14 protein-coding genes are annotated in these 18,537 nt (G+C 47.0%); 11 read left to right on the forward strand and 3 right to left on the reverse strand.

Annotated features, from left to right (window positions below):
• Positions 1-18: 18 nt before the first annotated feature.
• Entirely contained in the window at positions 19-435 is a 417-nt protein-coding gene (locus tag B147_RS0110720; protein WP_020587199.1) for a nucleotide triphosphate diphosphatase NUDT15, read from the reverse strand.
• A 694-nt stretch (positions 436-1,129) separates the two neighbouring features.
• Between B147_RS0110720 and B147_RS0110730 the strand changes: the two genes are divergently transcribed.
• The 5 genes from B147_RS0110730 (at position 1,130) to B147_RS0110750 (ending at position 5,772) form a co-directional block, all read left to right on the forward strand.
• Complete coding sequence (locus tag B147_RS0110730; RefSeq protein ID WP_020587201.1) at positions 1,130-1,444, forward strand: IscA/HesB family protein; 315 nt, start codon at positions 1,130-1,132, stop codon at positions 1,442-1,444.
• Positions 1,445-1,457: 13 nt separating this feature from the next.
• Positions 1,458-1,943: a hypothetical protein gene (locus tag B147_RS0110735; RefSeq protein ID WP_020587202.1), complete on the forward strand. Its 486-nt coding sequence runs from the start codon at positions 1,458-1,460 to the stop codon at positions 1,941-1,943.
• 97 nt (positions 1,944-2,040) lie between these two features.
• Positions 2,041-3,366: a (Fe-S)-binding protein gene (locus B147_RS0110740; protein WP_020587203.1), complete on the forward strand. Its 1,326-nt coding sequence runs from the start codon at positions 2,041-2,043 to the stop codon at positions 3,364-3,366.
• Between the two features lie 364 nt (positions 3,367-3,730).
• Entirely contained in the window at positions 3,731-5,011 is a 1,281-nt protein-coding gene (locus B147_RS0110745; protein WP_020587204.1) for a double-cubane-cluster-containing anaerobic reductase, read from the forward strand.
• An 8-nt stretch (positions 5,012-5,019) separates the two neighbouring features.
• On the forward strand, positions 5,020-5,772 hold the full coding sequence (locus tag B147_RS0110750; RefSeq protein ID WP_020587205.1) for an acyl-CoA dehydratase activase: 753 nt from the start codon (positions 5,020-5,022) through the stop codon (positions 5,770-5,772).
• Positions 5,773-6,139: 367 nt separating this feature from the next.
• On the opposite strand, the gene B147_RS0110760 is transcribed toward B147_RS0110750, so the two are convergent.
• Both B147_RS0110760 and B147_RS0110765 read right to left on the reverse strand, forming a co-directional pair.
• Entirely contained in the window at positions 6,140-6,796 is a 657-nt protein-coding gene (locus tag B147_RS0110760) for a LexA family transcriptional regulator (RefSeq protein ID WP_020587207.1), read from the reverse strand.
• Positions 6,797-6,871: 75 nt separating this feature from the next.
• Complete coding sequence (locus B147_RS0110765) at positions 6,872-7,567, reverse strand: lysophospholipid acyltransferase family protein (protein ID WP_020587208.1); 696 nt, start codon at positions 7,565-7,567, stop codon at positions 6,872-6,874.
• Between the two features lie 468 nt (positions 7,568-8,035).
• On the opposite strand from B147_RS0110765, the gene B147_RS0110770 reads away from it, so the two are divergent.
• From B147_RS0110770 to B147_RS0110795, 6 genes are all read left to right on the forward strand, one after another.
• Positions 8,036-9,574, forward strand: coding sequence for a universal stress protein (locus tag B147_RS0110770; protein WP_020587209.1), 1,539 nt, complete (start codon positions 8,036-8,038; stop codon positions 9,572-9,574).
• Positions 9,575-9,836: 262 nt separating this feature from the next.
• Positions 9,837-10,481: a ParA family partition ATPase gene (gene parA, locus B147_RS0110775; RefSeq protein ID WP_020587210.1), complete on the forward strand. Its 645-nt coding sequence runs from the start codon at positions 9,837-9,839 to the stop codon at positions 10,479-10,481.
• Between the two features lie 53 nt (positions 10,482-10,534).
• On the forward strand, positions 10,535-11,083 hold the full coding sequence (locus B147_RS0110780; RefSeq protein WP_020587211.1) for a hypothetical protein: 549 nt from the start codon (positions 10,535-10,537) through the stop codon (positions 11,081-11,083).
• Positions 11,084-11,110: 27 nt separating this feature from the next.
• The gene (locus B147_RS0110785; protein ID WP_033397242.1) at positions 11,111-12,019 is read left to right on the forward strand and encodes a biotin--[acetyl-CoA-carboxylase] ligase; all 909 of its coding nucleotides are present in this window, start codon (positions 11,111-11,113) and stop codon (positions 12,017-12,019) included.
• A gap of 110 nt (positions 12,020-12,129) precedes the next feature.
• Entirely contained in the window at positions 12,130-15,834 is a 3,705-nt protein-coding gene (locus B147_RS0110790) for a pyruvate carboxylase (RefSeq protein ID WP_020587213.1), read from the forward strand.
• Positions 15,835-16,045: 211 nt separating this feature from the next.
• Positions 16,046-18,535 (forward strand): glycosyltransferase, encoded by a 2,490-nt coding sequence (locus B147_RS0110795; RefSeq protein WP_020587214.1) that lies wholly within the window; start codon positions 16,046-16,048, stop codon positions 18,533-18,535.
• Positions 18,536-18,537 lie beyond the last annotated feature (2 nt).

The following is an 18,537-nucleotide window of genomic DNA, read 5'->3' on the forward strand; positions in this document are numbered from 1 at the left end:
TGATATATAATAAGGGATTTATTTTTCCGCGGTAAAGGGATTAAAATCTTGATTAAGCAAATTTTTCAGTGACAAAAACAATGGTGTTGGGAATTCATTCCAGGAAAACCATTGCCATTCTTCACATTTATCAGGCTCTTTGATTTCCGGTTCTCCGGATTCGTATTCACATACAACAAACAACGTCACATAGTGCTTGTTCTTGTCCTTAAATAAGTCGTTGGTACAGGTGGCATATCGGCAATTTTTAATACAAAGACCGGTTTCTTCACAAACCTCCCGGGCGGCGCAGCCTTCAATGGATTCGTTAAATTCCAAATGGCCGCCGGGAAACGCCCAGCAACCGGCCCCATGTGCGCCCTTCCTCTTCCCCAACAGTACTTTTTTATTTTGGGTAATGATTACTGCGACACCGACAAAAGGTCTGTTCATCATTCCTCTTGTCCGTCAGAACTCTTTATGCCTAAAAGTTCATCCTCCTCTGCATCAATCAGCTTTTGACAGTGTGGACATGTCATTTTTAACCGTCTTACATTCCCCTTCATCAAAAATTTTTGGCAATAAGGACATGAATATGATTTAAATTCTGAATTGCTCCGTATCGCTTCTATTTTATCCTGGTCCAAGTCCAATCCCTTCAATTCAATATCAGTTAAAAAAATACAGCCGATCAATTTAACGATCCAAAATTCATCATTTCTAATAGCATCTATTCCTCAATCTTACCAGTTCAGAATGTGTCTTACCCGAAATCGAAAAACAATCCCATTCTCTTTTTTCCACCGGACACTGCTCAGGTCATCTCATTTTCTTTAGAGATTTACATCACCTCTTCAAACCGGCAAAATTGAATATTCCGATACTTAAAACACAAGCACATAAGGATTTTCAATTTGCCAAAAAACCTTATTTTATATAGGTCTTGAATCGTTTCTGGTCTAGGGTGGATAATTGTTGTCGACCGGAAAGGGAGGGGTATGATGACATATTTTCCCAGACAACACTAAGGTATTTTGAAGGCACTGCCCGTGACCGGCTGGTGCAGGAATTTAGATGGTTGAATACTTAATTGTTAAACCAAAAATTTTTAAACCACCCTGCCAATTTTGTATTTAAAGGAGTCAGTTAGATGATTAACGTCAGTAAGCCTGCCCAGGAACAGGTCAGGATGTATTTTGAAGGCAAAGAAATTGAGCCCATCAGAATCTTTCTCAACAGCGCCGGATGCGGTGGGCCAAGCCTTGCCATGGCTTTGGATGAGAAAAAAGAGACGGATGCCGTATTTACCTTTGATGATGTGGAATACATCATGGAAAAGGACCTTCTGGAAAAGGCAAGCCCGGTATTTATTGATTTCGAAGGTGCCGGCTTTCGCCTCGAATCCGGTCTGAAACCGGCAGGCGGATGTTCAGGTTGTTGCAGCGGCGGGACATGCGGCAGTTAACCGGAGGCAAAGAATGGCTGACGAAGTTCACCTTCACCCCAAATTAGAAAAACAGCTCACAGCAATGGAAGGGCAAGCCAATGCCCCTGCCATTGCTGCATATCGTGCCGGAAAAATCATTGAGGCCATGATCCAAGGTCAGACCTCCCAGGCATCCGGACTTTTTAAAGCGCGCTCGGATGCCCGGGTGAAAAATTCCTGGAAATATGATCTTGGCGCAGGATACCGTCTGATATGTATCCGCACCAAACAAATCATTTACATCATGCATGTAGGGGATCACGAAAGCTGTGATGCCTGGCTGAACAATAATTCGAAAAAACATCCCCAAAACGCTAAAATTGAGATGACCGCCTTCACCATTCGCAACAACGTGAAACCCTTTGATTTTCAAACAGCTCGGTCCCCGGACCGGGAGCCGGATTTTGACGATCAGTACTTGACACCCATTCCCCAGGAATACCTAAGAAAGGTATTCTGCGGGCTTGTAGCCGGTTGATACGCTGACTGTTAGCGAAAAACATCGGGAATTTTGAAGCAATACTGATGCAGAAAAAATTTAGACCTAAAAGCAACCCTTTTCAAAGGAGAACATTATGACCGAGGCAGTAAAACTTAATAAAGGAAAAAAGGCAGCGTTTAAAGAGAAACTGATGAACAAACTGCCTAATGGTGTCAACCTCAATATGTGCCTGACATGCGGTGCATGCGCTTCCGGTTGCCCGGCAACCGGTCTTAAAGATATGGATCCGCGCAAATTTGTCAGGATGGTGGCTTTGGGCATGGACGAAGAACTGCACATGCACCCATGGGTATGGCTGTGCTCCCAGTGCCAGCGCTGTGTTTATGTCTGCCCGATGAATATTGATATTGCGGCAATGGTGTTTGAGGCCCGCGCCTCATGGCCCAGAGACGAAAGACCCAAAGGTATTTTAGGTTCCTGTGATATGGCCATGAGAAACGGCAGCGGCAGTGCCATGGGTATTTCCGAAGAGGACTTTGAATGGGTTGTTGGCGACATTCTTGAAGAAGTCCAGGAAGAACAGATAGGCTGGGCAGAACTTGAAGCACCGGTCAATAAAGAAGGCGCACACTTCTTTTTAAGCCAGAATTCCCGTGAACCAGGCACGGAGCCCGAGGAAATGGTTCCCCTGTGGAAAATCCTGCATATGGTTGGGGCAGACTGGACCTATGGCACACGGGGCTGGGGTGGAGAAAATTACTGCATGTTCCTTGCCGATGACGAGAGCTGGGAAAAAGTCACAAGAAACTCCATTGAATCTGCCATGGAATTGGGTTGTAAGGTCTACTTGAACACCGAATGCGGCCACTCCACTTTCTCCGTATGGAAGGGCCAGCAAAAATTCAATATAGATACCGATCTTGAAATCGCTCCCATGGTTCAGTATTACGCCAAATGGATCCGGGAAGGTAAACTCAAACCCAGTTCCGACTGGAACAAAGACTTAAAAGTAACATTTACCTGCCAGGACCCCTGTCAACAGGTTCGTAAAAGCTTTGGTGATCCATTAGCCGCAGATTTGCGCTTTGTTATCAAATGCTGTGTTGGTGAAGAAAACTTCATTGACATGCAGCCAAACTTTTCCAACAATTTCTGTTGCGGCGGCGGCGGCGGATACCTTCAGTCCGGCTTTAACGAAGAACGTTTGAAATACGGCGAAATCAAAAAAGATCAAATTGTGGCCACCGGTGCAGACTACTGTGTAACCCCCTGTCACAACTGCCACGATCAAGTCCATAAGCTGGCGGATCACTATGAATGTAAATACCATACCATTCATTTATGGACACTGCTTGCGTTTGCATTAGGCGTGCTTGGTGGCAGGGAACGGCTATATCTGGGACCGGACCTGAAACCACTTAACATGCCGGAAGGCGAAGAATTGGAAGAAGAATATTAAAGCATTATGTGACCTCTTCAGGTTGTTGTTTATAACAGCCGTGGGCTTAAGTTGATTTTCCACCTTCTGCTCTTAAGGTCACAATAACGGTTAAAGTCTATGTAGATTAAACAGACTTGGCTTCTAAAAAAAGCAAAATTTTCGGGAAGCAGGATATGATTTATATCTTGCCTCCCGTATTTTTTATCGAAAACATCAATCCAATTTCATATTCTCTATTTTTGTATTTTTACCTTGATCTAAATTTGCACCGTCTTTATACTGAGCATTTTCAGCGCAGATAAAAGTTCGTAATAGTAGTCATTGAACATTTTATCTATCGCAAAAAAATAAGCAAATGTTGAAGTCAAAAAAGGAGAGTACAATGAGCGAAGATTATACACCCATGTGGGAAAGCCTTGGCATGGATTTAAAAGCCCATGACGCATTGCTCGGCGTTTTGGAACAAGGATACAAAAATATTTACCTGTCCCAAAAGAATCGCCCCGAAGGTATGGGATATTTTGATTTTGTCATGAGCGAGGTTCATGGATTGCGGATCAAGGAGCTTCTTGACGAAAAAAAACAGAATCGCAAAATCATCGGCAGCTATTGTGTATTCGTCCCCGAAGAGATCGCTCTTGCCGGTGGTGCCACCTTGGTAGGTTTGTGCTCAGGCGCAGACTTTGCCGTTGAGGAAGTCGAGAAACATCTACCAAGAAACACCTGCTCATTGATTAAGTCCTCCTTTGGCTTCAAGCTTGGACGGGTCTGTCCCTATCTTGAGAGTGCGGATATGATCGTAGGAGAAAATACCTGTGACGGCAAGAAAAAAGCCTATGAGACCTTTGCCGGCATGGTGGATAACCTTTATGTCATGGATCTGCCCCAGGTCAAATCCAGTCAGGGGCGTGCGCTTCTCAAAGAAGAATATGAACGGTTCAAAACAGCGGTGGAAGAATTGACCGGCAACACAATCACCGTGGAGTCCCTTAAAGAAGGAATTAAGGTAGTCAATGCCAAGCGGGCCGCAATGCACCGACTGGCAACATTACGAAAGGCAGATCCCGCCCCCATTTCAGGCCTTGATGCACTTTTGGCCAATCAAGTTTTCTTTTATGACAATCCAGCCCGATTTACCGAATCCGTGAACAAAATATGTGACGAACTTGAGGTTCGCATCAAGGAGAACCAGGGCGCATTTCCAACCAAAACCCCAAGAATCCTTATCTCGGGCTGTCCCATGGCTGTACCCAACTGGAAACTGCCATGGATCATTGAATCCAGCGGCGCTGTGATCGTGGGCGAGGAAGCCTGTGTGGGCGAACGGGGCACCCGGAATCTGACCGACGATTCAGGGCAGAGTATGGAAGAATTGATGGAGGCCATCACAGACCGATACTTCAAAGTGGACTGCGCTATTTTTACCCCCAACCAGGAAAGAAGCGACCATATTATTGAAATGGCCAAAGCCTATGGCGCAAATGGTGTGATCCATTACGGTCTGCAGTTCTGCCAACCTTATATTATGGAATCCATCCCCGTGGAAAATACACTTGAAAATTTAGGCATTCCTTGTATGAGGATTGAAACCGATTACGGCATGGAGGATGTGGGGCAGCTTAAGACCCGGGTGGAAGCCTTTATAGAACAAATATCCGATTAAGGTAAATAATGATTTACGCAGGCATTGATATTGGATCCAGAAGCATTGAGCTGGTACTGGTTGAAAACAACAAGGTTATTGAAACCCGCCAGACCGATACCGGATTTGATCCGATTTCCCAGGCTAAAAAAGTGATGGAAGGGGTAAAATTTGACCAAATCATGGCCACGGGATATGGACGGAACCTTTTTGAGGTGGCATATGATGACGCATCAACAGTCACGGAAATAAAAGCCCATGCCGCAGGTGTCCGGCTTGAATTCCCTGAGGCCCTTGCCATTCTGGATATTGGCGGCCAGGACAGTAAATCAATCCGGCTCAACGAGCAGGGCCGGGTAGTAAAATTTGAAATGAATGACCGCTGTGCTGCGGGCACCGGCAAATTTCTTGAAATCATGGCACATAATCTGGGCTTCTCCTTGGATGAATTCGGTCCGGCCGCCCTTGATGCCCAAAAAGATCTTCAGATCAACAGCATGTGTACTGTCTTTGCAGAGTCTGAAGTGACATCGCTTATTGCCAAGGGCCAAGACCGGCAGGAGATTGCCCGGGGTCTTCACTTAAGTGTGGTTAAGCGTGCCGTGGGCATGCTGAACCGTGTGGGGGCCCAAGGGCCCATCGTATTTTCCGGCGGGGTGGCACAAAATCCATGTATGGTGCAAATGGTGTCAGATGCCCTTGCAAAAGAGATTCTTGTCCCCGAACATCCCCAGATGATGGGCGCCTTGGGTGCAGCCATGATCATGGCCGAAAAACGATGATTCGACCTGTGATGGAACCGGATGCCGGACTTTTTCCTTTGAAATCTTACGAACTTCAGCATCCGGTTCCAGGCAGGGTAAAATTCTGCCAAGCCAGACACTGGCCCCAAAAAATACGACTGCGCCTGCAACATTGAGATACGGCATCAGCGGCCCTTCACTGCCGGCAAGCAATAGCCCGGCTATCCAGATTATCACCGGTAGAATAACGCAAATTCTCTTTTCTACGGGGCGCTTTGTTTTTTTATTCACTAAATTTTTCCGGCATAACAAAACCGACTGTTGCATAATCCACCTCTTCCCTCTTTTATAGTTGTATATAATACCAACATATGTTGAAAAAAATAAACACCGAACACAAAAAATTTTATCGGTATTCCCGACAGCTCCAAATCACCCGCCCAAGCACCCGGACCTTCTCAAGGGCATGAATATCCAGATGAATGGGCGAAAAATCCTTGTTATCACTGCAGAGCACCAAGGCATCCGGGTGTTTTTCCAGCCGTTTGACAAGAATGGTATCATCCACCCCCACGGCATAAATGGCACCGGCCATGATACGGGTCTGGGACTGATCAATTAAGACGGTATCCCCCTCCCGGATTAAAGGTTCCATACTTTGGCCAAACACCTCCATGGCCACCATGGCAGCCGCAGACCCTTTACGGGAAAGCCAGGCAGAGGGAAATGAAAGAAATTGCGAGATATCCGGATCACATTCGAAGGAACCTGTGCCGGCTGACAGGCGGGCAGCAACCTTTGGAATCCGGCGAAAATCGCCACCTTCATCCGTATGTTTCTGATCCCAGAAAACAGGCCCCTTACCCGTATCCACCCAATCCGGATTCACCCTGAAACGCCTGAACAATTTTATAATCCAGTTATCGGGGATATGATTCTTGTTTCTGGCATGGGTAATCCCAGATCGATTAATACCAAGTTCCTTGGCAAGTTCCGCCTGGGACGATATCCCGGTAGCGTCCATGATCCGGCTGATCAATATATCAACTTTATTTTCCGTCACACCTGCTGTCCTTTTTTAAGCTTTTCTTTATACATGCCAGGCTTGTTGAAAAAATGCAACTATTTTATTTGTATGTTAACCAAAAATTTCTTTTATTCGTTCACCATCCCGCCAGACAGCATCCGTATCCTCATAGAGATGCTTAAGGACTTGGGCCACACGCGTCTGCATCTTCTCAAATCCATCTGACCCCATATCCCGGGGTACATGGATGGGAAAACCAAAACGGATGATCACCCGGGAAAAGGGTTTGGGTACCATGAAACGGTCCCAGGAATTAAAAACCCACCGGTTCTGCCCGGAGGTAATAACGGGAACAATAGGTGAATCCGCATACTGGGCAATACGGATCAAACCGGGTTTCACCGTACCGAACGGTCCCTGGGGGCCGTCCACAATATGGCCGATCTTATAGCCCTGCCCGATCAGATTTTTAATGGTTTCAAGGGCCTGCCCGCCTCCACGTGATGAAGATCCCCTCACGGCCCGCCAACCCATAACAGTCACAGCCCGGGCTGCAATTTCACCGTCACGGCTCTGGGATATCATAATGGCGATGGGCTTTCGTTTAGAAAAGAATGTAATGCCCGGAAAAAATCGCTGGTGCCATGAGGCATAAACCACCCTGCCCCCGGCCTTTAAAATATTCTGTTCATTGTCCGGATCAACAATCTTGATCCGGTAGGTGGCGGACAAAAGCCGGACAAAAAATAATCCCGTATAGGGAAACAGATAATAGTATAGAAAATGTCTGAATCTTTTTTTTATCATTCAATTACTCCGATTACTAAAAACCGAAACAAAAAAATACAAGTCAACGTTTCTTTGGCCCCAATAACTTGTTATATTTCCATCACTTTTTCATTGCGTGGCGACTCTGGAAAACGACAGACCAGATCAGCCCCGGCTGTTATTAACACGAAAACTTCTGCCTGCCAAGTATCTTTCAAAGTGGTATTTGAATATCCGAAATCCTAAAAAAAGCATGTTCCAAATTTTTTACATATGCGTTAACATCGTGTATCGTTACAGCGCAACCATATGCGTTACAAGGTCGTTACAAAGGTAACGAATATTTTTTTCCTATATTTATTGATGGAAATAGAAAAAAAATATACCGTATAAAATCAATATAATAGTTAAATTTCATCTTCATATTAAACCCGTGGTATGAATTTTGGATTCTAAAACAAATGCGGGCGTTATTTACTCATAATTATAACACAAAAGGATGATCTAATGATTTGGAAACTGCTGAGAAAAATAAGTCAAAATCTGACCCTGGCAATTCCGGCAATGATGCTGGCCGGATTTATATTCGGTATTTTCATGGATGCCGCTTTTTTAAAAAGCCTGATTATTCCGTTCACCTTTTTAATGGTCTACCCCATGATGGTGACGCTGAATATCCAGAAAGTGTTTGAGGGAGGAGATGTCAAGGCCCAGGTACTTACCCAGGCGATCAATTTTGGTGTGGTCCCTTTCCTGGCCTATTTTATGGGTCTGATCTTTTTTAAAGACCAGCCCTACATGGCCCTAGGTTTGCTTCTGGCAGGACTCGTCCCCACGTCTGGCATGACCATTTCCTGGACCGGATTCGCCAAAGGCAACCTGGCGGCGGCCGTAAAAATGACGGTGATCGGTCTGACCCTGGGCTCCATTGCTACACCTTTTTATGTCCGCATGCTCATGGGCACAACCATTGAAATTGACATGGCCGCTATTTTCAAACAAATCGTGGTTATAGTTTTCATTCCCATGGCAGCCGGTTATCTGACCCGCAGGGCCCTGGTAAAAAAACACGGGGAAAAGGGCTTCAAGACTTCTGTGGGACCCAAATTCCCACCGCTGTCTACCTTGGGTGTTGTGGGCATCGTGTTCATTGCCATGGCGCTTAAGGCCCGGGCCATTGCCGCAGCCCCCAGTATGCTTGCTTACATCCTTATCCCTCTGGTCATCATTTACGGATTCAACTTCACCTTCAGCAGTTTAGTGGGCAAAAGGCTTTTGCCCAGGGGTGATGCCATTGCACTGGTTTACGGTTCAGTCATGCGCAACCTGTCCATTGCCCTGGCCATTGCCATAAACGCATTCGGCAAACAAGGGGCCTCGGCTGCCCTGGTTGTGGCTGTGGCTTATATCATCCAGGTACAATCTGCTGCCTGGTATGTCAAACTGACCGATAGAATATTTGGGCGGGCGCCTTTGGACGGCGAACAGCCTTTGAAAAAAGCCGCCCAGGCAAAGGCAGAGCCTGTCCCTGAAGCAGTGGAGGAAGCCGAAGGTTCCATGGTCGCAAACATTCAAAAAATCCTGTTTGCCACGGACATCACTCCCACGGCAAAATATGCGGCCCGCTACGCCTGTACCATCGGCAACAAATTCAATGCAAAGGTATGGGCCATCCATGTGGTCCCGGATCTTTTAGCAGAATATTCCGCAAACGCCGGTGTCACCATAAAGGATCCTGAAAAACAGGAGGAATTCAACCGGGATGCTGTTGAAAGTGCTGAAAAAATTCTTGGAGAACGGATTCGGACCACATCGGAAAAAGTGATCAAAGAAATCTCAGCCTGCCCCTTATCCAAGGACCGCATAATGGTCAAAACAGGTGATCCGGTGGAAGAGATCACAAATGCGGCGGTCCAGGGAAATTTTGATTTGATCATCATGGGTACCCATGGAGATCAGGGCTTTGATGATATCCTTTTAGGCAGCACAGCCCAGGGCGTCATCCACGAGTCAAAAATTCCCGTCCTTGTAGCGCGTCCCTCCTAATAATACGCGTTTAAACTCAATCGTCCCGCATTTTTCAGCCATGGGCTGATCTGGTCTATCAGCACCCAGACTCAGCCCATAACAAAAGTTGAAAAATCTGTGTTAGTTACACAGACTTTCTGATAAAAAATGCGGGACATTTTTAATTACGAAATCCCGCCTCCCATGCGAATTGTTCTGTTGACAAGCCGGAACAAGCTACGATATGGTTCTACACACTTTATCTCTCCTAACAACCTAAAAAGCGGCACATGGTATCATCATGAAAGTTATTACACTTGCAAACCAGAAAGGTGGCTGTGGAAAGAGCACCATCGTTTTAAATCTTGCCATTGAATTTGCATTGCAGCAGCACCGGGTCATCGTCTTTGACACGGACCCCCAGGGCAGTTGCTATGAAACGGCTGAAATTCGCAACGGTCAAGAAAAAATAGCGCAGATCAAAGTCGCCCCCGTTTACGAAAACCTGTATCAGATCATTGAGGAGTATGACGAGGTTTATGATTTTGCCTTTATTGATACCCCACCCCATGACAATGACGTTGTAACCGTTGCAACGGCATGCTCCGATCTTATCATCATTCCCGTACAGGATTCTCCGCTTGATATCCGCAGTACAAAAACGACGGTAGAGCTGATCAACGAAGCCGGGAAACTAAACCCGCGCCTTAAACCCTATTTTTTGCTCAGCCGTATTCAGACAAATTCGGTCATGGCGCGCGAGCTTGCACAAGTATTAAAATCAACTTATAAATTTGATATATTAGAAACCCAAATCGCAAACCGGATGGCATATAAATATTCCCTGATTTACGGCCAGAACGTGTCGGAATATTCAAACAAGGACATTGCCGCAACAGAGATACGCGCCCTTGCCAAAGAAGTTCTGTCTATTCTTGACCGGTAGGTGGCAATTAAGATTTGAGTGTGCGTTTTTTTTATGCAAAAGGAACCAGTGCTATGAAAAAAAAGAGACCTTCGTTACTTGATGTCGAAGTATTTGCCCAAAAAAGAGCTGACAGCAGACGGGATAAACTGAAAAAAATAGAGGAAGAGACCTTTGAAATTGTTGACCAGGAAAATGACCCCACATCTGATACCCAGGAAACCGGACAGCACAAAGAACAGGCTCCGGATGCATTTATGGACGAACTCGTTGACTTTGTCACAACCTATAGAAATGAAATTCTCACCTTGAAAAATGACCTGTTCAAGGTCAAGGAACAGATCCGAATATTCAGCACCATGATGAACAGCCAGCAAAAAAAGATCTCCCAGCTCATGGAATCTCTGCGCCAAGGGGCCACGGACAATTCCGTGGAAGATGATAATTATTATCGATTGGTGCTCAGAAATATCATTTGGCTGAAAGAAGAAAAAGGGTTTACCACCAATGATGTCATCCGACTCTTCCGCGCGGAAGGTTTCCAAACGCCTGCCCCCCATAAAGCCTGGAATAAAAAAGTTGTTGAACGGTTGTATGACGAAGCCAAGAGGACAATTTATTAGCGTTTATTCTGCAAATTTTTTGATTAGATGACACTTCCTGTACTGACGATGCCTCCTGACCAGATTGCAAAGCGGCATCAATTGTGGATGAAAGATATCGAAAGGTTCGGTCCGTGGGAACAGATACACCGGCAGGACTTTTCCCCGGCGCTTCAAGGGCCTGTCTGGTATCCATCGGCGGACGCAACGCGGCGTGAACCGGTGATCCTGATCTGCGATCAGTACGGTTCCAGCATGGATCCGGCCTGGGATCTTCTGCGCCGCCAAAAAATCCATATCTGGGATTCGGTCATCGTCACCGATCAGACAGCCGGCAGAGGACAGTTCCGGCGCAACTGGGTTTCCCCTGTCGGAAATCTGTATGCATCCTGGGTGTGGCCCGAATTTTCCGACTCTAATCCTTCCAATGCGTATCAGGAAAATTTATTACCCCTTGTCGTTGCCTATATAGTCGCCCACGGTCTTGAATTGCTGGGCATCGATGTTCAGATAAAATGGCCGAACGATCTTCTATACAAAAACCGGAAAATCGGCGGTATTCTGATTGAGCAGCAGGGCAAAAAAATTATTGTGGGAATCGGGATCAATATGGCTTCGGCGCCCTCTTTACAGGCAACCGGCACCGAAACATTTATGGCGGCGACTTGCCTATATAGCGAAGGTTTTGATGTCTCACCCCTGAAAGTCTGGCTTCACCTGGTGGAATCAGGCATCCATTATTTCCAGATGTTGATCAAACAGATCCAGGCATCCGAATTTATACACCTCATTACCGGCCGTATGGCATGGCGCGGCAAGCACGTCCATATTCTGAAAAATGATGGAGAAATTTATTCGGCAATTATCATCGGCATTGCTGAAAATGGCGGCCTGCTGATAAAAAAAAATACCCAAACACAGGTCATTCATTCCGGAAGGATTTTAAGAGTTGAATAACGGCCATTGGCTAAACAGATCTTTCGCCACGACGTTAAATGGAGTATGATGTTTAAAATTTTCAAGATTTAACCCAAACATATAGAATATTAAGGGGAACTTTAAAAGTCATGCAAACAAAAACGCTTGAGCAGGTTCTGGCTGAAAATAAGGGCAAACCCATCCTCGTTGCAAACCGGGGGATTCCTGCCCGTCGACTCTGCCGTTCAATTTCGGAGATGGAAGCCATCTCAATCATGACTGCAACCGATGTCGATAAAACGTCTCCTTCTACCCACAGTGCCCAGGAACTGATGCTGTTGGGGGAGGATCCCACGTCTTATCTTGATATTGACCGGATTATTGAAAAAGCTAAACAGCGAGGTGTTATTGCCATCCATCCCGGTTGGGGATTTGCAGCGGAGGATGCGGGTTTTCCCCTGAAATGTAAAAAGGCGGGGATTCATTTTATCGGTCCGCCCCATGATGCCATGCGCCTTTTAGGCAACAAGGTTGCCGTCCGTAAACTGGCTATGGAACTGGATGTTCCGGTCATCCCCGGAACCGAAGATGCCGTTACACTGGAAGAGGCCCGTGTCTTTGCCAAAAAAATCGGTTATCCGATCATGCTCAAAGCAGAAGGCGGCGGTGGCGGCCGGGGTATTTACGAAGTCTATTGTGAAAAAGAATTTGAATCCGCTTTTGTTAAAGCATCGACATTTGCCCAGGCGTCTTTCGGTAATCCCAAACTGTTCATGGAAAGATTATTGACCAACGTGCGTCATATTGAAATTCAGGTTGCCGCCGATCAGCACGGCAATGTTTTTGCTTTTGATGAAAGGGACTGCACGGTTCAAAGAAATCATCAAAAACTGGTCGAAATGACCCCCTCCCCCTGGCCGGGCATGACCGATGAACTTCGAAGCAAACTCAAGGAGTATTCGATCAAGCTGGTCAAGCATGTGAATTATTATTCTCTGGCAACGGTGGAATTCCTGGTGGATTTGGATGGAACACCCTATCTCATCGAGGTCAACACACGGCTTCAGGTCGAACACGGCGTTACGGAATGCCGCTACGGTGTGGATCTTGTGGCGGAACAGATCGCCATTGCATTTGGTGCAACACTCAGTTTCAACGAAAAAGAGACCAAGCCCTACCAGCATGCCATGCAGGTCAGAATAAACTGTGAAGATCCCCGGAACAATTTTTCACCCAATGCCGGTTTGATCACGCGGCATGCACCACCGGGCGGTACGGGTGTCCGGCTAAACACCTGCATCAGCACAGGATACCAATTCCCCTCCCAGTATGACTCGGCCGCGACCCTGCTGATCGCTTTCGGCCGCAGCTGGAACAAATGCGTCAAGGTCATGCGGCGTGCTTTGGGTGAGTATCATATCGGCGGCGTGAAGACAACCATCCCCTTTCATCAGCAGATTCTGAAACATCCGGACTTCAATTCAGGTATTTATGACACCAAATTCATAGAAAAAAACCCGGAACTGATGCAATATATTTATCAGGCACCGGAAACCGTAAGGCTGTCCCGTCTGGTGGCTGAAATTTCAGCCAAGGGATATAACGAGTTTGTCCAGTTAGGAGAATACCGCGGACGGGATGACAAACGCCTCGGGCCTTTCATACCTGTTTTTCCCCCTGAAGTACAAAACAACTTTGTCCACCCGTATCCCAGCAAAGACCGCCAAGCTATTCTGGATTTCGTTCGGGACAGCGGTTATATTCATTTTACGGATACAACGGCCCGTGATATGACCCAGTCCAACAGTGGCAATCGATTCCGCCTGGCCGAAGACAGGCTGGTCGGGCCGTATCTGGACAAATGCGGTTTCTTCTCTATGGAAAATGGCGGCGGTGCCCATTTCCATGTTGCCATGCTTGCCAACATGACCTACCCATTTACCGAAGCCGCAGAGTGGAATGAATTTGCACCCCAGACGCTCAAGCAGATTCTGATCCGCTCTACCAATATACTGGGATACAGACCCCAGCCACGCAACCTGATGCGCAAAACCGGTGAAATGATCTGTGAGCATTATGATGTGATTCGCTGCTTTGATTTTTTAAACCACATTGAAAATATGCGGCCCTTTGCAGAAGTGGCCTTGGATTCCAAAACCAATATTTTCGAACCGGCCATCTCCCTTTCCTATGCAGCGGGGTTAGACGTTAAACATTATCTGTCAGTAACCGATGAAATTGTGTCCATGGTCACCGGCGTTTCCGGCATGACAACTAAGAAAGCCCTTCGCACGATGATACTGGGCCTCAAGGACATGGCCGGTGTCTGCCCGCCACAATTTATGCGCGAACTGGTGGGTGCAATTCGCAAAAAATATCCTGAACTTATCATGCATTACCATCGGCATTATACCGACGGATTATTTGTTCCGGCCGTGGGTGAGGCGGCCCAAGCCGGGGCCAACATCGTGGACACCGGGATCGGTGCATCCGTGCGCTGGTATGGCCAAGGCGAAGTGCTTTCCACAGCAGCCTACATTGAAAATGAACTGGGCCTGAAAACCAACCTGAACAAAAAGATGATCCGCTCCTGCGGTTTCATGCTCAAACAGATCATGCCCTACTATGACCGCTACTGTTCACCCTATTTCCAAGGCATCGATTATGAGGTCGTCGAACACGGCATGCCGGGCGGCGCGACTTCTTCCTCCCAGGAAGGCGCCATGAAACAGGGATATATCCATCTTCTGCCGCATATGCTGGAATTTCTCAAAGGAACACGCAAAATCACCCGTTATCATGATGTTACGCCGGGCTCCCAGATCACCTGGAATACCGCGTTCCTTGCCGTTACCGGAGCGTATCAGCGCGGCGGTGAAGAAGCGGTTCAGCGCCTGCTGGATACCCTCAACGCCGTCAACACCATCCCTGAAAAAGAGTTGTCCTCGGGAATCAAGGCGGCACGGCTGGAGCTGTACCGGGACAGCAATGACGCCTTCCGGGATCTGCTGAGGGGCAATTTCGGTAAACTGCCGCTGGGTTTCCCACCGGACTGGGTTTATGAAAGCGCATTCGGCGAAAAGTACCAGGCAGCCATTACCGCCCGGACAGAAGACTCACCATTGAACACCCTTGAAGACATTGATCTTGACGCAGAGCGTGACAAACTTAAAAATCTGATCCACCGGGAACCCACCGAGGAAGAATTCGTTCTGTATCTGAATCATCCCGGAGACGCACTGAAAACCTTCGAGTTCACGGCAAAATTCAGTAATCCAAACAACATACCGGTGGATGTCTGGTTTGAAGGGATGCAAGTCGGTACGGAAATGGAATTTACGGACAGCAACGGCAAACCCCATCAGATGATCATTCTGGATATTTCCCCGCCCAAAGAGACCGGACACTGCGTGGTCCGTTACCTTTGCGATTCGGAAGTCTTTATTTATAAGGTCAAGGTCAGTGAGGCTACAGGCATTGGAACCGAATCCATTGAAATGGCCGATACGTGCAATCTTTGTCATATCGCTGCACCAAGCAACGGTGACCTGTGGGTCATGTATGCCCATGAAGGAGACGTCATCCAAAAAGGCCAAGAGCTTTTTAATATCTCGATCATGAAACAGGAAAAAGCTGTTCTCTCGCCGGTTGACGGCATAGTCAAACGGGTTCTCAAGACAGCCAATTATCAAGAAACCAAAAAGATGATCCCGGTTGTCAACGGTGAGCTTCTCGTGGAACTTTCAGCCACATCAGATACCTGTACGAACTGTAAAAGCCCCATTGATATCGATCACCAAAAATTCTGCCCAATCTGTGGGAACAAAATATGTGCCTGTATCGAAACATGTTAAAACTCAGGACACAGATGAAATAAAAAAGCACACCAAGGCCCAATACTTCTCTATTGGGCCTTGGTGTAACATGGTAGCGATCCTTAGTGTACCGATAAAATACCCGCGTCATTTTTCACATTTTTCTAATCCTGTCTTCACAGGGATGTAACACAATTTGGGTAAATTGCCTGATCAAAAAGATGTTCATCCCAATTAATAAGGATAGGAAATGATGAAAATAGATCTTCATGTGCACTCCAAGTTTTCCAAGCGGCCGTCCCAGTGGGTCCTGCAGAAAATCAGCTGCCCTGAAAGTTTTACGGACCCCATGCTGGTATATAATACTGCCAAGGCAAAGGGTATGTCCCTTGTCACCATATCCGACCATAACACCATTGATGGCGCCCTTGAAATCGCCCATCTGCCGGACACCTATATCTCCGAGGAGATCACCTCCTATTTTCCCGAAGACGGGTGCAAGGTGCATGTACTGGTCCAGAACATCACCGAAGCCCAGCATGATGAGATCCAGAAAATCCGGAAAAATATATTTGATCTGGCGGCTTATCTTAACGATGAAAACATCATCAATATCATTGCCCATCCCCTCTACGGCGTCAATTACCGATTGACCATCAAGCACTTTGAACAAATGCTTTTGCTTTTTAAAAACTTTGAACTCAACGGCGCCAGAAACGACAAACAGAACCAGATTCTTGCCCAGGTGCTCAAAAAGCTCACCCCTCTGGACATTGAACGACTCTCCAACCTATATGATTACCAACCTCTGTTCGACACCCCCTGGGAAAAGAATCTCACCGGCGGTTCCGATGACCACTCCGGCCTAAATATCGCCAGAACGTTCACGGCTGTTGATAATGCAACGGATCTCGATAATTTCATGGCCGGCATACTCAACGGCAAATCCCGGGTCATGTCCGATCCCTCCACGCCCCAAACCATGGCCCACAACCTTTACGGCATTGCCTACCAGTTTTACTCAAACCGGTTCAATTTTGGACGCCACACCGGCAAAGACCAGCTGCTCAAATTCCTTGACCAGTCCCTAATGCCGGTATCCAATGTGGATAATGGTCTTATATCAAGGTTTTACACCTTCTTAAGCAAACGTAAAAACCGCCGGGAGGATACCAAATCCGTTTCCTTGACAGATCTGATCAGAAAGGAGACTGAACGTCTGTTTGCGGAAAATCCCGACCTGTTAAATATTGCCAGGGCCCAGTCAAACAAAATACAGCTTGGCGCATCCCTGGAAAAACAGGAACAGCACAGGGAAAAATTATGGTTTGACTTTGTCAACCAGCTTTCAAACAAAGTTTTATTCCACACAGGCGACCATCTGCTTGGACAGGCATCCGGTGCAAACCTGTTCAACATATTCCAGACAATCGGTTCCCTGGGAGGGCTCTACTCTCTTTTAGCCCCCTACTTTGTGGCCTTTGTTCACTTTGCCAAGGACAATGAAATGAACACGGCTGTCCTGAATCGGTTTGCCAAATACAAAAACGGAATTCAGCCCTCTAAATCCAGGGTAAAGCTCGGGCATTTCACCGACACCTTCTACGATGTCAACGGTGTTGCCCAGACCCTTCAGCAGCAGGTGCAGGCAGCGCTGAAACATGACAAACACTTGACCATCATTACCTGTGATGCCCAGGCCCAAAAAACAGGCGAAGGGGTGAAAAACTTCACCCCCACAGGCGTCTATGAAATCCCGGAATATACGGAACAAAAATTATATTACCCGCCCTTTCTTGAGATGCTGGACTATTGTTACCACCAGGGCTTCACCCATATCCACTCCGCCACTCCCGGCCCCATTGGCTTGGCAGCCCTGGCCATTGCCAAGATCTTAAAGCTGCCCTTGACCGCCACCTACCATACCCAGTTTCCCCAATATGCCCAGTATCTGACCGGGGATGATTTTATCGAAGATCTGACCTGGAAATTCATGATCTGGTATTACGATCAGATGGATCAAATCTATGTTTCCAGTCAAAACTCCTTTGACGAGCTTACCGAACGGGGCATCAAAGCCGAAAAAATCCGCATCATGCCCCGGGGCATCAACACGGAAACCTTTCACCCCTCAAAACAGTGCAACATTCTGACGTCTAATTTCGGGGTCAATAAAGATGCGTTAAAATTTCTTTACGTGGGCCGGGTATCCAAGGAAAAAAACCTGCCGCTTCTGGTAGATGCGTTCAAAACGCTCTGTACGACCAATGACAAAGTGCATCTGACTGTTGTGGGGGACGGTCCCTATGCCGATGAAATGAAAGGGCTGCTTAAAGATTATCCCGTGACCTTTACCGGTTATCTTGCCGGAGAACCCCTATGCCGGGTGTATGCCTCGGCAGATCTTTTTGTATTCCCCTCCACCACGGACACATTCGGCAATGTGGTGCTTGAAGCCCAGGCTTCGGGCCTGCCCGTGATTGTGTCGGACCTGGGCGGCCCCTGCGAAAACATGCTGGATCAAAAGACCGGTATTATTGTTAATAGTGACGATGATGCGGCACTTTTATCGGCAATGCAGAAATTTTTGATCAACCCCGAGCTGCGCACTCAAATGGCCGAGCGGGCCAGGGCGTACATGGAAGACCGTTCCTTTGAAAACGCATTTATACAGTCCTGGGAGTTCTACAAAGAGATGGACATGCCGGCGTCCTTTGAAGAATTTTCCAAGGCAGTATGATT

It is taken from the genome of Desulfobacter curvatus DSM 3379 (genome assembly GCF_000373985.1).
In the GTDB taxonomy this organism is placed as follows: domain Bacteria; phylum Desulfobacterota; class Desulfobacteria; order Desulfobacterales; family Desulfobacteraceae; genus Desulfobacter; species Desulfobacter curvatus.

Bases quoted from the DNA above. Each gene is read 5' to 3' on its own strand.
- B147_RS0110720 (WP_020587199.1), bottom strand. From the start codon at position 435: ATGATGAACAGACCTTTTGTCGGTGTCGCAGTAATCATTACCCAAAAT.
- B147_RS0110730 (WP_020587201.1), top strand. From the start codon at position 1,130: ATGATTAACGTCAGTAAGCCTGCCCAGGAACAGGTCAGGATGTATTTT.
- B147_RS0110735 (WP_020587202.1), top strand. From the start codon at position 1,458: ATGGCTGACGAAGTTCACCTTCACCCCAAATTAGAAAAACAGCTCACA.
- B147_RS0110740 (WP_020587203.1), top strand. From the start codon at position 2,041: ATGACCGAGGCAGTAAAACTTAATAAAGGAAAAAAGGCAGCGTTTAAA.
- B147_RS0110745 (WP_020587204.1), top strand. From the start codon at position 3,731: ATGAGCGAAGATTATACACCCATGTGGGAAAGCCTTGGCATGGATTTA.
- B147_RS0110750 (WP_020587205.1), top strand. From the start codon at position 5,020: ATGATTTACGCAGGCATTGATATTGGATCCAGAAGCATTGAGCTGGTA.
- B147_RS0110765 (WP_020587208.1), bottom strand. From the start codon at position 7,567: ATGATAAAAAAAAGATTCAGACATTTTCTATACTATTATCTGTTTCCC.
- B147_RS0110770 (WP_020587209.1), top strand. From the start codon at position 8,036: ATGATTTGGAAACTGCTGAGAAAAATAAGTCAAAATCTGACCCTGGCA.
- parA (WP_020587210.1), top strand. From the start codon at position 9,837: ATGAAAGTTATTACACTTGCAAACCAGAAAGGTGGCTGTGGAAAGAGC.
- B147_RS0110780 (WP_020587211.1), top strand. From the start codon at position 10,535: ATGAAAAAAAAGAGACCTTCGTTACTTGATGTCGAAGTATTTGCCCAA.
- B147_RS0110785 (WP_033397242.1), top strand. From the start codon at position 11,111: ATGACACTTCCTGTACTGACGATGCCTCCTGACCAGATTGCAAAGCGG.
- B147_RS0110790 (WP_020587213.1), top strand. From the start codon at position 12,130: ATGCAAACAAAAACGCTTGAGCAGGTTCTGGCTGAAAATAAGGGCAAA.
- B147_RS0110795 (WP_020587214.1), top strand. From the start codon at position 16,046: ATGATGAAAATAGATCTTCATGTGCACTCCAAGTTTTCCAAGCGGCCG.